This is a genomic window from Flagellimonas iocasae (assembly GCF_042682725.1).
GTDB lineage: Bacteria > Bacteroidota > Bacteroidia > Flavobacteriales > Flavobacteriaceae > Flagellimonas > Flagellimonas iocasae.
The window spans coordinates 173,438-187,479 of record NZ_JBHUHU010000001.1 but is presented as its reverse complement, the minus strand read 5'-3'; the positions used below and the strand labels follow the sequence as shown (position 1 = coordinate 187,479).

Here is a 14,042-nt window from a genome sequence, read left to right as displayed (position 1 = left end):
GATATGTAATTAAACCAAAATGGACCTCATACCAGACATACAACAGTGGCTTATTGACCATCCGGTGGCCACCGCTATCATTAAGTATTTGGTTTGGGTTGTTTTGGTTATCCTTTCGATCAAATGGACAAGAGGATTGCTCAAAAAAAACCTTCCTGACAATTCCCTAAAATATAAAGCTCAGAAAGCCATTGAGGTTATCGGTTATATCCTGATTATCCTCATTACCATCTCCTATTTTACCGGAAACATCAATGATTTTGGCCTTGCCATTGGGCTTCTCACCGCTGGTATTACTATTACCTTGCAAGAATTGATTCTGAGTATTGCCGGTTCTTTTTATATCTTTTTTGTGCGGGTGTACAAACCCGGAGACCGAATCGAGCTAAACGGTATCAAAGGTGATGTTATAGATATTGACAGCATTTACACCACCATGATGGAGATTGGCGAATGGGTGTCCAGTGATAATTACAGTGGCCGAATCGTTAAAATCAGTAATGCTTTTGTGTTCAAAGGCCCCGTTTACAATTACTCGCTCGACTTTCCCTTTGTTTGGGACGAGTTTGACCTTCCTATCCGATATGGTTCTGATATGGAATTGGCCAAGCAAATTGTAATTTCGGTTGCGCAGGAAAAATTGTCGGAGTATGTGAAAAATTCCATCGCTGGGTGGAAAGATGTCGTAAACAAGTACTACATTGAAGACGCCCAAGTTGACCCCACACTTGCCATCACCATGACCGATAATTGGATTCAATTTGCGATACATCGTGGACTATAAAAAACGGCGAATGACCAAACATCTTCTTAACGAGGAAATTGGCAAAAGGATTCTGGAAACTAACGGCAAAGTGACTTTGGCCTCATCCACTTTTGAGATTGTTCGAATTCCTACGTTGGATGTGAATAGAGAAAATGCTCCGAAAAAATAATCGGAACCCACAAATAAAGTAAAGTGCCAAGCGGTTGGCACCTTCAAAATAGTAATCAACTAAACGCAATACAATGAGAAAACTACTCATCAACCTAATGCTATTGGTCGCCCTTATCCCTTTGGGATATGGCCAAGTGCAGTCCAACTTGGAACTCTTGGACATCTTTAATATGGAAATGGTCACCGACCCTCAAATTTCACCAGATGGTTCCAAAATCATCTATGTTCGGAATTTTAAGGATGTCATGACCGATAAAAACCTATCCAACCTTTGGATTATTAATTTTGATGGTTCCAACAATCGACCATTGACCACCGGAAACCACAATGATTTTTACCCCAGATGGTCGCATGATGGCACAAAAATCATTTTTAAATCCAACATGGCCGATGATAAAATGAAACTTTATCTCATGTGGTTGGATACTAAGGAAACCATGGCCTTGACGAACACACCCCAATCCCCTGGACAGGTTTCATGGTCTTATGATGACAAGTACTTAGCGTTTAGCATGTTCGTTCCCAAAGAAAATCCGTCCATTGTGAAGCTTCCGGCAAAACCCGAAGGTGCCAAATGGAACGACCCACCCAAGTATATCGACCAAATGAACTATCGCGGAGACGGACAAGGCTATTTGAAAGGCGGAAATACGCAATTGTTTACATTGCCCATCAGTGGAGGCACACCAAAACAGCTCACCTTCACCGATTTTGATCATGGAGGTCCGGTTTGGTCCAAAAACAATGCACTACTGTATTTCAGTGCCAATTTCCACAAGGATGAAGAGTTTGAACCAGCCAATAGTGAAATCTACAGCATAAGCATTTCTGATGGCAAGATTACGCCCCTAACCGACCGATTTGGACCCGATGGCAATCCTGTTTTATCACCTGATGGTTCCAAAATTGCCTATTTGGGTTATGATGACCGTTTTCAAGGCTACCAATTGACCGAATTGTATGTGATGAATTCAGACGGTAGCGGTTCGCAACTCATTTCTGGAAATTTTGACCGTGATGTGGAGGACATGGTCTGGAACCCCAAAGGCAATGGATTTTATTTTAGTTATACCGACCAAGGGATGGGCAAATTGGCAACAATGAGTTTGTCGGGTACCGTGGATGATATTACTGATGAATTGGGAGGTTTGAATTTAGGTCGACCCTACAACGGAGCCAGTTTTTCGGCTTCAACCAATGGAAAATTCGCCTATACCTACGGAACCACAAAAAATCCTGCTGATTTGGCCGTGGTGGACATCAAAAAGAACAAAAAGCGACTTACCGCACTCAATGATGACCTTTTTGCCTTTAAAAAATTGGGCAATGTGGAAGAAATTTGGTGGGAGTCTTCTTATGACCAACGTAAAATTCAAGGTTGGGTGGTTACCCCACCCGATTTTGACCCGTCCAAAAAATATCCAATGATCTTGGAAATCCATGGTGGTCCTTTTCAAAGCTATGGTTCGGTGTATTCCGCCGAAATACAGGCGTATGCTGCTGAAGGCTACGTAGTGCTCTATACAAATCCAAGGGGTAGTACCAGCTATGGTGAAGAATTCGGGAACCTCATCCATCATGATTATCCCAACCACGATTATGAAGATTTAATGTCTGGCGTAGATGCGCTACTCACCAAAGGATATGTAGATGAAAACAACCTTTTTGTGACCGGTGGTAGTGGCGGCGGTGTGCTCACCGCGTGGATTGTGGGCAAAACAAACCGATTTAAAGCTGCTGTGGTTGCCAAACCTGTTATCAACTGGAGCAGTTTTGTGTTGTATTCGGATGCCATTCCGTTTTTTGCGAAATATTGGTTTGGCAAAAAACCTTGGGAAGACCCAGAAAACTATATGCGTCGCTCTCCGTTGACCTATGTGGGCAATGTAACCACCCCAACCATGTTATTGACCGGTGAAGAGGATTACCGGACCCCAATTGCAGAATCTGAACAGTTTTATGCCGCATTGAAATTACAAAATGTGGAAACGGCGATGGTTCGCATTCCGGGAGCTTCACATGGAATTGCCAATCGCCCTAGTAATCTGATTGCCAAGATTGCAGCCGTTTTGGCGTGGTTTGAGAAATACAAAGACAAGGACTAAAGATTTAAAGAGATGCTTTTTTCAGAATACTAAGAATCAGTATATTACTACTGAATTAAACACCAACCTTAAATTATGTATGATGAAAAAAATCATTTTTCCATTAACATTTCTTGCATTAGCCTGTAATCAAACACCAAAGAATTCCGAGGTTACGGTAGAAGAACCCGTTGTTGAAACCATTGATGTTGCCGCCGAAGTGGATGCCATTAATGAACTTCGGGCATCTTTTCAACAGGCCATTAAAGAAAAACGCTATTCTGATTTAGGCCAGTACGCCACCGAGGATATGAAAGGAGTCTCCCCAGGAAGCGAGGATTGGCTGGAATACAAAAAGCAACGCGAGGCACGCATGGGAAAATTCAGCTACGACAGCATTATCATGACACCTGAAGAAACCATTATCGCGAGTGATTCCATCGCTTACGACTATGGCACCAGTAAAGTGTATTACACCAATGACAAGGGCGAGTCGGTTGAATTACAGGATACTTTTATTGTGATTCTTAAAAAAGACAAAGAGGATAATAAATGGAGAATTCACCGAGAGGTGGCTTCCGCGATTGTTGAATAAGTGTTTCGTATATTCCAAAAAAAAATTAGAAAGCCGCTGTTACAATTGTAGCAGCGGCTTTCACTTTTGAGATGACCAATAGCCTGCTAAGTAGGCACAACAACACTATCAATCCTTAATTTGGGGCAATCTAATTCCAGCCGCCACCTAACGCTCGGTACATGGTCACCTGGGCGAGCAGCTGGTCTTTTTTGGTCTCTACAAGCTCCATTTTGGATTCCAATGCCTCACGCTGTGCCAATAGCACTTCAATATATTCCACTCGGGCAGATTGGAACAATCGTGTGGACAAATCAATGGACTCCGTTAAAGCCTGTACTTGACCGTCTTTCAATTCATAGCTCTGTTTTAGGTTGTCGATGTTGGACAACTGATTTGCCACTTCGATATAGGCATTCAGAATGGCCTTTTCATATTCGTAAACCGCTTGCAATTGTCGGTCTGTGGCATTCTTGTACTGCGCCTTGATTGCATTTCTGTTGATCAAAGGAGCAACCATATCACCAATAGCAGAATACAGAACAGACTCTGGTGTGGTGGTGAGGTATTTGGTATCGAATGCTTCAAGACCCAAACCTGCTTTTATCGTAAATTGTGGATAAAAACTGGCCTTGGCCGCCTTGGTGTCCAATTTGGCCGCTGCCAATTCGTATTCCGCTTGACGCACATCTGGACGGTTTTGCAGCAATTGCGAAGGTATCCCGGCATAAATGGTGTCAATAGGCGTTTCAATGAAATTATCCGAAGTCCTTTGAATTGGTTGAGGCGACCTACCAATCAAGAAATTCAGTCGGTTCTCCGTTTCCACGATTTCCTGATGGATTTCGTATTTGTGGCTTTGGTTTTTCAAAACCTCAGCCTGAAAACGCTTCACCGCCAATTCCGTGGCACGGGCAGCTTGCTTCTGCAGCTTTACCATTTTTAAGGCATTCTGCTGTATCTCCAAGTTCTGGTCAATAATGGCCAATTGGTTGTCCAAAGCCATCAATTCATAATAGGAGTCCGCAATCTCAGCCACCAAATTGGTCACCATGAAGTTTTTACCTTCAACACTGGACAGGTATTCAAAAACGGCCGCTTTCTTTTCATTGCGCAACTTTTTCCAAACATCCAGTTCCCAGGTGGCAAAGGCACCCACCATATAATTGGTAAGTGGTTCGGGGAACTCCTCCCCCTCCTTAACCTCGAGGTTCTTCTCAACAGCACCATTTCGGGTATATTCTCCCACTTTTTCCACTTCGGCTCCCGCTTGGATATTCACAAAAGGGAGGTATTCCCCTTTTTTAGCCTTAATGATATTCTTGGCAATATCCACCTGTTGAAGCATTATGTTCAACTCCTGGTTGTTCACCAAAGCGGTATCAATCAAAGCCACAAGATTGGGGTCTTTAAAAAACTCCCGCCATTGCACCAAACCGGTATTTGTGGTATCCGTAGATTGATTCTGATATTGCTCTGGAACGGCGGTATTTTCATCCCGAATCTCCCGCGTAGGCACACAAGAATACAGGGCGACTATGGCGAGAACGCCTAACAGATATGATTTTCTATTCTTCATCTTTGCTCCCTTTTTTCTTATTGTTTCCATTTCTTGTGGTCATTTTTTTCAAAAGTCGATTCACTTCACGCAAACGAGCTCGAAGTTTACTATCATCACTTGTTTTGAAGAACTCTTCGGAAATTGGTTCGTCATGTTCATCCCGAATAAGACTCTTGCCTTCCGCCATTTTAGCGAAGATGTAGTATAGACCCGGTATCACCAATACCCCAAATAGGGTACCGATGAGCATCCCACCGAGGGCAGAACCCCCAATAGTACGGTTTCCGATAGCACCAGCTCCTGTAGCCACTACCAACGGAATCAAACCAGCGATAAAGGCAAACGATGTCATCAAAATAGGTCTGAAACGCTGTTTGGACCCTTCAATGGCCGCAGCTAAAATGGTGGCTCCCTGTCGATGCTTCTGCACCGCAAACTCCACAATCAATACCGCGTTTTTGCCCAGCAGTCCCACCAACATAATCATACCAATCTGCGCGTAAACGTCGTTACTCAAGCCCATCAATTTCAGTAGGAAGAAGGAACCGAACACCCCGACAGGCAGGGACAGGATTACAGCCAGCGGTAATAAGAAACTTTCATATTGGGCAGCCAACACCAAGTAAACGAAAATCAATACCACTATAAAAATGTAAATGGATTCGTTACCGCGTTGTGCCTCATCATACGAAAGTCCTTCCCAAGCAATATCATACCCTCTGGGTAAACTTTGCTCAGCCACTTCCTGAATGGCTTTGATGGCATCCCCACTGGTGAATCCAGCTGCTGGAAGCCCACGAATGGCCGCTGAGTTATACAGGTTGTAGCGTGTAATCTCATTGGGGCCCAATCGTTTTTCCATTGTCATAAAGGCGGAATAGGGAACCATTTCACCCTCCTCATTCTTAACGAACAATTTTTCAAGGTCTGAAGGCAGTGCGCGGTATTCCGGAGCCGCTTGGGTATACACCTTAAAGAATCGCCCAAAGCGGATAAAGCCCTGCTCATAGGTACTACCGATAAGGATGTTTAGATTTTCCATAGCTTTTCCGATGGAAACGCCCTTCTGCATAGCAGCTTTGTTGTTGATTTTCAACTCGTACTGTGGATAATTGGCAGCGAAGAAGGTGAACAAACCGGTCAACTCCTTACGCTTACGAAGGTTATCCATAAATTCGTTGTTGATACGCTCGAACTCGTGGTAGTCGGTACCATTGGTCTTGTCCAACAAACGCATGGAGAAACCACCGGAAGAACCAAAACCTGGTACAGCTGGGGGCTCGAAGTATTCGATTACTGCACCAAGATCCTTGGTCTCTTCCTCTAACTCTTCCATGATCTCGTGTACGGAGTGTTCCCGTTGCGACCATGGTTTTAAGTTGATGAGACAGGTACCAGCATTGGAACCACGACCCTCGGTCATGATTTCGTATCCAGCCAATGATGAAACGGATTCTACCCCTTCGGTTTCTTCACATATTTTCTGAAGTTTTCGGGCCACATCATTGGTTCTTTCCAACGTGGCTCCGGGAGGTGTTTGGATAATTGCATAAATCATCCCTTGGTCCTCATTGGGGATAAATCCGGCAGGCAACACCTGATTGGTAAAGAAAATACCCGCGCAGAAGGCCAGCAATACCCCAAAAGTGACCACTCTACGGTTCACAATTTTGTTCAGCACGCCCACATATCTACCTGTGAGCTTTTCAAACTTTGCATTGAACCAGTCGATGAAGCGATTTACGGGCGATTTTCTCCTTGGTTGACCATGGGTGTTTTTCAACATCATCGCACACAGTACCGGGGTCAAGGTCAAGGCCACAATGGCCGAAATGACAATAGATCCCGCCATGGTAATGGAGAACTGTCGATAGAATACCCCAACTGGTCCTGTCATGAAGGAAATAGGGATAAATACCGAGGTCATTACTAAAGTAATGGCGATAATGGCCCCACCAATTTCACCCAATACCTCATACGAAGCTTTGTAGGGTGTAAGGTTTTCCTCGTGCATCTTCACGTGGACAGCTTCCACCACCACAATGGCGTTATCCACCACAATACCAATCGCCAAAACGAGGGCGAACAGGGTAATCAGGTTGATAGACAGTCCGAAGAGCTGCATCACAAAGAAGGCTCCAATCAAGGAAACGGGCACAGCGATAATCGGAATAAGGGTGGAACGCCAATCGCCCAAGAACAGGAACACCACAATGGCCACCAAAATAAAGGCATCTCGAAGTGTGTGGAGTACTTGTTCTATCGATGCATCCAAGAAGTTGGACACGTCATAGCTGATTTTATAGTCGATTCCCGGAGGCATTTCCGCTTCCAGTTCCTTTAATTTGTCCTTCACCGACGCGATAACATCGCTACCGTTACTACCAAAGGTCTGTTTCAATACGATGGAAGCCGATGGCTTACCATCCAAGTTGGAATAGATATCAAAGAACTCACTACCCAATTCTACATCGGCCAAATCGCCCAATTTCAAGATTTCGCCCTCCTCATTCGATTTGATGATGATGTCTTTGTATTGCTCTGGTTCGCTATATCGGTCTTGGTACGCCAATACGTATTCGATGGACTGGGCCCTTTTACCCGAGCTCTGTCCCAATCGACCTGGTCTGGCCAAAATACTTTGGTCTTCCATGGCCTCCAAAATCTCCTCTGCGGATACGTTGTACGCACGCATACGGTCTGGTTTTAACCACACCCGCATAGCGAATTTCCGGCTACCCAATATCTGGGCACTTGCAATACCGTTGATTCGCTGGATTTCAGGAATCATTTTGGTATAAGCGTAGTTGTAAAGGAATTTTTCGTCGTTGTTTTTGGCGTCGCTGTACAGGTTCACGTACATCAACATACTGGGCTGTACGGGGGTAATGATTACCCCTTCACGCTGTACCAATTCTGGAAGCAACGGCATCACCTGGTCCACCCGGGTTTTAACCCGAACCACCGCTTGGTTGGGGTCGGTTCCCGGTTCAAAGATCACACGCAATGTACCTTCCCCGGCACTGGTGGCGTCGGAGGCAATATATCGCATTCCCTGTACCCCGTTGATAGAGGTTTCCAAAGGAATCAGGGTCGATTTCACCAACACGTCCGCGCTCGATCCAGGATACGCGATAAAAATATTGACCGTGGTTGGCGCAATCTGGGGAAACTGCGATATGGGCAGTTGCTTTATGGCAAGTAGACCGGTAAAGACAATGATCACAGAGATCACAATTGCCAATACGGGCCTATGAATAAATTTTTTAAACATCTTTTAGAAGATTATGGGATTTGTACTACTCTGCGTATAACTCTAAGTTGGACAAGATCTTCTCCGGTTTCTCGAACTCATAATGAATCTTCTCACCGTTTCTCACCATTCGAATACCTTCCAACAAGACCTTATCATTCTCCGATAATCCCTTTTCAACTACAAAAAGATGAGGCAATTCTGCTCCTACGATAATTTCGCGTTGTTGCACCTTATCGTCTTTGTCCAATACGAAAACATATTTTTTGTCCAACACTTCAAATGTTGCTTTTTGAGGGATAAGCATGGCTTTTTCCAAAGGAACCCGCATCAAAATGCTTCCTGTTTCTCCATGACGGAGGATACCATCTGGATTGTCAAAAGTGGCCCGGAAGGCAATGTTACCAGTTTCATTGTTGAACTCCCCTTCAATGGTTTCCACAACTCCAGATTGGTTGAATTTTTTGTTGTTCGCCATTAAAAGGTCCACGGAAGGCTTGCTATCCTTGTTGGCACTGGTAATGTAATCCAAGTACTCCGCTTCTGGAACGTTGAAATAGACCCACATTTTGCTGTTGTCGGAAAGTGTGGTCAATAGCTCACCTTCATCCAAAAGGCTTCCCTCCCTTGCTTCCAAGTGGTCCATGATACCATCAAATGGTGCACGGATATCGGTAAAGCCCAAGTGGGTTTCCGCTAGGGTGACCTCAGCTTTAGCACGATCGTATTCGGCTTTGGCCATGGCCAATTCATTTTCGGAAACCACATTGCTATCGGCCAATAGCTTGGTATTTTTGTATTCGATTTCGGCTACTTCAGCTTCCGCTTTTGCTTTTTGTAAATCAGCTTGATAAACGTTGGGCATAATGTGGAACATCTGTTGCCCTTTTTTTACTTGCTGGCCTTCATCAACAGAAATATGCTGTAAATAGCCTTTTTCCAGAGCCCGGAGCTCAATATGTCTTATGGAATGGATTTGGCACACATAATCTTTGGTAATGGCGGTGTCTTTTCTAATTGGGCTGCTCACTAGGTATTTGGTTTGGTCCTCTTTTTCGTGTTTTTTGGACTCGCAGCTTGTATGGCTAAGCAATACAAACAAGCCAATGAACATGGGAATTCTCCTCATAATGTTACGGGTTTAAAAAAATGGTTTTTGAGAAATGTTTTGGGGTAAGTCCAAATTCAGTTTAGGATGGACGTACCCCGATTGCTGAAAAAATTCAACGGGTTGGTAAAAAAGTGCCCATGGAAGTCACGGGACTACTTTAGGAATGCAATCTTAAATTCTAAATACTTGAAACCGAATATGCCGCCTAAAGGGTGCGGTAATGGAAGTGGGCTCGGTAAACCCAAGGTTTATTTCAAGCGCTCTAAATTGTTGCTCAGAAACTGAGGCATAAAAAAAGGCAGTCAAGTAACTGCCAAACTGTACATCTGTATTAAAAGATGCTGCGTCTTCATCTCTTTCCTCTTGTTCCTCAACATCGGTAACTTCTGCGAAGAGGCTCTTTTCAATGTCAATTTGAGGGGTGTTTACAGAGGTATGTTCAATGAAGTGGTACTCTACGTAACAAGCGTTTTCATCATCTATACTGTTCTGTGCATCAGCATATAAATGATTTATGAATCCCCCCAACAGTAGGATGAACAGAGGAAACAAATATTTTGCGAACGCTTTTTTCATTTGGGCAACAAAACTATGTCACTGGAACTATCCGCACAAATAGTGATCGTTAATAATGGTTAAAATTCCGCTTAACCCTATCATTTTTACAAAAACTATCGTACTTCTTTCCTAGAAATAAATTAACTGCAAAATAATTCTCTTTGTTTTAACAAAAGTTTATCGATGAATAGTATTTTGATAAGAAAACGTTTAGAACCGCTTTCTTTTTATTTTTGAAACACAAATGTCAGAGCAACTTTTTACCCATATCAACAAGTTCAGTGCGATTAGTCCAGAGGATTTTAACCGAATTAGTTCGTTTTTCGAATTTGAAAAAATATCCAAAAAACAGGTTTTGATTGAGGCTGGTAGTTTCTGCAACCAAAACTTCTTCGTGCTAAAAGGTTGCCTCCACTTGTATTTTACCAATGAGAAGGGGGTGGAACGAACCGTTCAATTTGCCATTGACAATTGGTGGATGACCGACAACTTGGCTTATTTGGGTCAGACCAAAACAGGATTTACCATTCAGGCGGTTGAGGATACCCAATTGCTTTCCATCAGCTTTGAAAAGCAAGAGCAACTGCTCAAAGAATTTCCCCAACTTGAACGGTATTTTAGGATCATGTACCAAATTGCTTATGGTTCATCGTTGATGAAGATGAAATATCTGTACGATTTTTCCAAAGAGGAAATCTACTTTCACTTTACTGAGCATTTTCCAGAATTTGCTCAACGTGTACCCCAATATTTGATTGCTTCATTTCTAGGACTCACACCAGAATATGTGAGCGAAATACGCGCTAAAAAGCGTTCTTAAACCTGTTTAAGTTTTTTAGAATAGACATGGGATACCTTCGCCCTGTATTCAAAAAACTTAAAAATCATGGAAAAAAGAATTCAAATTGATGCTGTAGAACCTCATGCCTTTAAAGGTATGTTCGGACTCGAAAAATATTTGCAACAAGGATCATTGAGCAAAATCCACTACGAACTCATCAAAACCAGAGCGAGTCAAATCAATGGTTGTGCGTTTTGCATAAACATGCATACCCAAGATGCACTAAAACTGGGGGAAAGCCCACAACGCTTATTCTTGTTGGAAGCATGGTGGGAAACCGATTTGTTTTCCAAGGAAGAACAGGTGATCTTAAAGATAACTGAAGAAGTCACCTTAATCCATAAAAATGGATTGACTTCGGAAACCTATCAAAAAGCTATCAAATTATTTGATGAGCACTACGTGGCGCAAATTATTATGGCTGTGGTCACCATCAATGCGTGGAACAGAATCGCCATCAGTACCCACAAACCCATTGAGGGGTAAGGTTTTATCATTTCAATTGTATGAGGCCCCAGTTAATGGGGTCTTTTTATGGTTTTGTGAAATAATTCCCTTTATTTCGTTTCCTATAATTTGCAATCCCATCCATGAAAATAAAACCTGTATTTATCCTTTCTATCGCTCTCTCACTTTTTCTGGTTTCCTGTGTGGATGGGAAGAAGAATCCTGAAGGAACCGCAACTACGGAAGATTTCGCCACAGTCACTGTTCCCAAGGAGTACAGTATTCGTCTTCCAAGAAGTATGCAAAAGACCACCGCATTAAATAGTGATGCCTCGCTACAGTACCAAAACATTCATGACGAAATCTATACAATCATAATTGATGAACCCAAACAGGAATTTGTTGATGCGTCTAGGGTGCTGGAGTACAAGGAGAAGTCCAGTATTGGTCTCTACCGTGACATTCAGTTGAAACGTCTATCGCAGCGGATGGATATTACCTATCAATCCAAACCCAGTAAAATGACCATTTCTGGATTGACTACCGAATCTGTTGAAATTGATGCCAAGATTGACAACATTGAGGAAGATCTTACCTATTTTCTGACTTTTATAGAGGGAAACGATAAGATTTACATGATTATGTCATGGACCTTAAAAAGCAAAAAACAGCGCTTCAAAAATACATTCTTGACAATTGTCAAATCCTTTAAAGTGTCTGATTAAATGTTAATTATTTGTCCTTTGTCGTGGGGACAGGTAAAGTAAATCCATTCCCATGCAGTTCATCCGATTTTTTGTACTTTCCGTCTTAAGATTTAGCATTGATAGAGAATGGATCCCTATTTTTAGCAGCTAAAAACTTAATTCTACTTAACCCCATGAGAAAAAGTTTACCTTTCAGATTACTTGTACTTGTTTCCATTTTTCTTTCTGTTTTAGCATGTAGTTCCGAAGACGGAGCTGATGGTATGAATGGAAGAGACGGAACAGATGGTGTGGACGGCACCGATGGAACTGATGGCACAAATGGACTTAACAGTCTAATAACCACCGTAATAGAGCAGCCAGGCGTAAATTGCACCAATGGCGGCTACAGGCTTGATGTTGGTTTAGATGCTAACGGCAATGGTGAATTGGAGACAGCTGAAGTTGAAAGCTCTGAATACCTCTGTAACTCAGACCCTACTGGTTTTGTATACCAAAGCTATGTTTCATTATTAAGTCAGGCTAACACTGGAGACCCTGTGACAACTATTGTTGAAAACTCCTTGGAGCTTTCAATTTCTTGGGTAAGAGAGTCCGAGGGAATATACCTTGGTACTTTGGACCGATCCATAGATATTGGTAAAACCGTAATCTTTTACAGTACTCCAAGCAGCCACACCGGTGTTCGGGGAGAACTGGTTGGTGATAACCAAGTACGTCTAGAACTTCAGAATGGAATCAATGTTTTTGCAGACAATTTCATCAATCTATCATTTGAATTAAGAGAATACGAATAATATCGTTTCCACTTTATTGGAAATTAAACCATACGGCGATCAACTTATCAATTTAAAAAAGATCATGAAAAAAATTACCCCACTTATTGCGCTATTATTTATCGTTTGCGCAACAACTTACGGACAGAATTCCTTTCCCGCTTCAGGAAATGTTGGGATTGGAACATTATCACCTGCCTTCAATCTAGATGTTGCAGGTTCTATAAATGCTTCGGAACTTTTTGTTACTGATTTATTCGTGGATGGTGCTCCCCTACAGAGCTCTCCATGGAATGTCTCAGGAAACGACGCCTTCTACACCGGCGGTAATATTGGTATAGGCACTAGCAGCCCTTCATTTACATTGGATGTGGACGGTACGTTGAATGCGACCAACATTTTATTGAATGGTTCCCCATTAGAAGGATTGTCCCCTTGGAATCTAAATGGAAGCAATGCCTTTTACAATGCTGGAAACGTGGGGATTGGAACCGATACACCCGGATTTCTTCTGGATGTAGCTGGTTCTTTCAACGCTACAAGCATATCTGTTAACGGTGCTGCATTGCAGAGTTCGCAATGGACGACAGCAACCAACGATATTTTCTATAACACCGGAAACGTTGGTATTGGCACTACCAATCCTGGTTTTACATTGGACGTTGCAGGAACTTTGAACGCCACAAACATCCTTTTGAATGGTTCTTCCATCGCAGGTGATCTTACACCTTGGACAATTGCAGGGAATGATATTTCCTATTCAACCGGAAATGTGAGCATTGGCACTGCAACTGTTCCAACAGGATATATGGTAGCCATTGATGGCACCATGATCGCCGAAGGAGTAACCGTATTATTGAGTGAGGACTGGCCTGATTTTGTCTTTGAGAAAGATTTCAACCTTCCTAGCTTGAAGGAGATTGAATCCTATATTGCAGAGCATGGACACCTTCCTAATGTGCCAAGTGCCGAGGAAATCAAGAAAGATGGGGTTCGTTTGGGTCAAATGGATGCAAAATTGCTCCAAAAGATAGAGGAATTGACCTTGCACACCATTCAACAGCAAAAGGAAATTGAGAACCTTAAAAATATCAATGAGGAGTTGACAGAACAAAACAAGCTTATCAAAACACTATCAGAACGATTGGATAAGATTGAAAAGTCGTCTCAACAATAATAAGATTAACAGAATA

At 42.7% G+C, this 14,042-nt stretch carries 13 protein-coding genes; 9 read left to right on the top strand and 4 right to left on the bottom strand.

Features of this window, described 5'->3' with window-relative positions:
• The first annotated feature begins 19 nt into the window (after positions 1–19).
• The 4 genes from ACFSJE_RS00810 (at position 20) to ACFSJE_RS00795 (ending at position 3,616) form a co-directional block, all read left to right on the top strand.
• Positions 20–784 (top strand): mechanosensitive ion channel family protein, encoded by a 765-nt coding sequence (locus tag ACFSJE_RS00810; protein WP_379829075.1) that lies wholly within the window; start codon positions 20–22, stop codon positions 782–784.
• A gap of 10 nt (positions 785–794) precedes the next feature.
• On the top strand, positions 795–935 hold the full coding sequence (locus ACFSJE_RS00805) for a hypothetical protein (protein WP_379829074.1): 141 nt from the start codon (positions 795–797) through the stop codon (positions 933–935).
• Between the two features lie 73 nt (positions 936–1,008).
• Positions 1,009–3,042: a S9 family peptidase gene (locus tag ACFSJE_RS00800; protein ID WP_379829073.1), complete on the top strand. Its 2,034-nt coding sequence runs from the start codon at positions 1,009–1,011 to the stop codon at positions 3,040–3,042.
• Positions 3,043–3,124: 82 nt separating this feature from the next.
• A complete protein-coding gene (locus ACFSJE_RS00795) occupies positions 3,125–3,616 on the top strand; it encodes a YybH family protein (protein WP_379829072.1) in 492 nt (163 codons plus the stop codon).
• A 130-nt stretch (positions 3,617–3,746) separates the two neighbouring features.
• Here ACFSJE_RS00795 and ACFSJE_RS00790 read toward each other — a convergent pair whose 3' ends face one another.
• From ACFSJE_RS00790 to ACFSJE_RS00775, 4 genes are all read right to left on the bottom strand, one after another.
• Positions 3,747–5,204, bottom strand: coding sequence for a TolC family protein (locus tag ACFSJE_RS00790; RefSeq protein ID WP_379829071.1), 1,458 nt, complete (start codon positions 5,202–5,204; stop codon positions 3,747–3,749).
• Entirely contained in the window at positions 5,164–8,430 is a 3,267-nt protein-coding gene (locus ACFSJE_RS00785) for an efflux RND transporter permease subunit (protein WP_379829070.1), read from the bottom strand. The genes ACFSJE_RS00790 and ACFSJE_RS00785 overlap by 41 nt, the downstream gene beginning before the upstream one ends.
• A gap of 25 nt (positions 8,431–8,455) precedes the next feature.
• On the bottom strand, positions 8,456–9,538 hold the full coding sequence (locus ACFSJE_RS00780) for an efflux RND transporter periplasmic adaptor subunit (protein WP_379829069.1): 1,083 nt from the start codon (positions 9,536–9,538) through the stop codon (positions 8,456–8,458).
• Between the two features lie 153 nt (positions 9,539–9,691).
• Positions 9,692–10,096 (bottom strand): hypothetical protein, encoded by a 405-nt coding sequence (locus tag ACFSJE_RS00775; RefSeq protein ID WP_379829068.1) that lies wholly within the window; start codon positions 10,094–10,096, stop codon positions 9,692–9,694.
• A 226-nt stretch (positions 10,097–10,322) separates the two neighbouring features.
• Here ACFSJE_RS00775 and ACFSJE_RS00770 point away from each other — a divergent pair, with 226 nt between their 5' ends.
• The 5 genes from ACFSJE_RS00770 (at position 10,323) to ACFSJE_RS00750 (ending at position 14,026) form a co-directional block, all read left to right on the top strand.
• A complete protein-coding gene (locus ACFSJE_RS00770) occupies positions 10,323–10,898 on the top strand; it encodes a Crp/Fnr family transcriptional regulator (protein ID WP_379829067.1) in 576 nt (191 codons plus the stop codon).
• Between the two features lie 66 nt (positions 10,899–10,964).
• Positions 10,965–11,405, top strand: a complete 441-nt coding sequence (locus tag ACFSJE_RS00765; protein WP_379829066.1) for a carboxymuconolactone decarboxylase family protein — start codon at positions 10,965–10,967, stop codon at positions 11,403–11,405.
• Between the two features lie 104 nt (positions 11,406–11,509).
• Positions 11,510–12,091, top strand: coding sequence for a hypothetical protein (locus ACFSJE_RS00760; protein ID WP_379829065.1), 582 nt, complete (start codon positions 11,510–11,512; stop codon positions 12,089–12,091).
• Positions 12,092–12,246: 155 nt separating this feature from the next.
• Positions 12,247–12,870 (top strand): DUF7151 family protein, encoded by a 624-nt coding sequence (locus tag ACFSJE_RS00755; RefSeq protein WP_379829064.1) that lies wholly within the window; start codon positions 12,247–12,249, stop codon positions 12,868–12,870.
• A gap of 64 nt (positions 12,871–12,934) precedes the next feature.
• Positions 12,935–14,026, top strand: a complete 1,092-nt coding sequence (locus ACFSJE_RS00750) for an SNARE domain-containing protein (RefSeq protein WP_379829063.1) — start codon at positions 12,935–12,937, stop codon at positions 14,024–14,026.
• The last annotated feature ends 16 nt before the right edge of the window (positions 14,027–14,042 follow it).

Bases quoted from the DNA above. Each gene is read 5' to 3' on its own strand.
- ACFSJE_RS00765 (WP_379829066.1), top strand. From the start codon at position 10,965: ATGGAAAAAAGAATTCAAATTGATGCTGTAGAACCTCATGCCTTTAAA.
- ACFSJE_RS00800 (WP_379829073.1), top strand. From the start codon at position 1,009: ATGAGAAAACTACTCATCAACCTAATGCTATTGGTCGCCCTTATCCCT.
- ACFSJE_RS00760 (WP_379829065.1), top strand. From the start codon at position 11,510: ATGAAAATAAAACCTGTATTTATCCTTTCTATCGCTCTCTCACTTTTT.
- ACFSJE_RS00785 (WP_379829070.1), bottom strand. From the start codon at position 8,430: ATGTTTAAAAAATTTATTCATAGGCCCGTATTGGCAATTGTGATCTCT.
- ACFSJE_RS00775 (WP_379829068.1), bottom strand. From the start codon at position 10,096: ATGAAAAAAGCGTTCGCAAAATATTTGTTTCCTCTGTTCATCCTACTG.
- ACFSJE_RS00810 (WP_379829075.1), top strand. From the start codon at position 20: ATGGACCTCATACCAGACATACAACAGTGGCTTATTGACCATCCGGTG.
- ACFSJE_RS00795 (WP_379829072.1), top strand. From the start codon at position 3,125: ATGAAAAAAATCATTTTTCCATTAACATTTCTTGCATTAGCCTGTAAT.
- ACFSJE_RS00790 (WP_379829071.1), bottom strand. From the start codon at position 5,204: ATGGAAACAATAAGAAAAAAGGGAGCAAAGATGAAGAATAGAAAATCA.
- ACFSJE_RS00770 (WP_379829067.1), top strand. From the start codon at position 10,323: ATGTCAGAGCAACTTTTTACCCATATCAACAAGTTCAGTGCGATTAGT.
- ACFSJE_RS00750 (WP_379829063.1), top strand. From the start codon at position 12,935: ATGAAAAAAATTACCCCACTTATTGCGCTATTATTTATCGTTTGCGCA.
- ACFSJE_RS00805 (WP_379829074.1), top strand. From the start codon at position 795: ATGACCAAACATCTTCTTAACGAGGAAATTGGCAAAAGGATTCTGGAA.
- ACFSJE_RS00755 (WP_379829064.1), top strand. From the start codon at position 12,247: ATGAGAAAAAGTTTACCTTTCAGATTACTTGTACTTGTTTCCATTTTT.
- ACFSJE_RS00780 (WP_379829069.1), bottom strand. From the start codon at position 9,538: ATGAGGAGAATTCCCATGTTCATTGGCTTGTTTGTATTGCTTAGCCAT.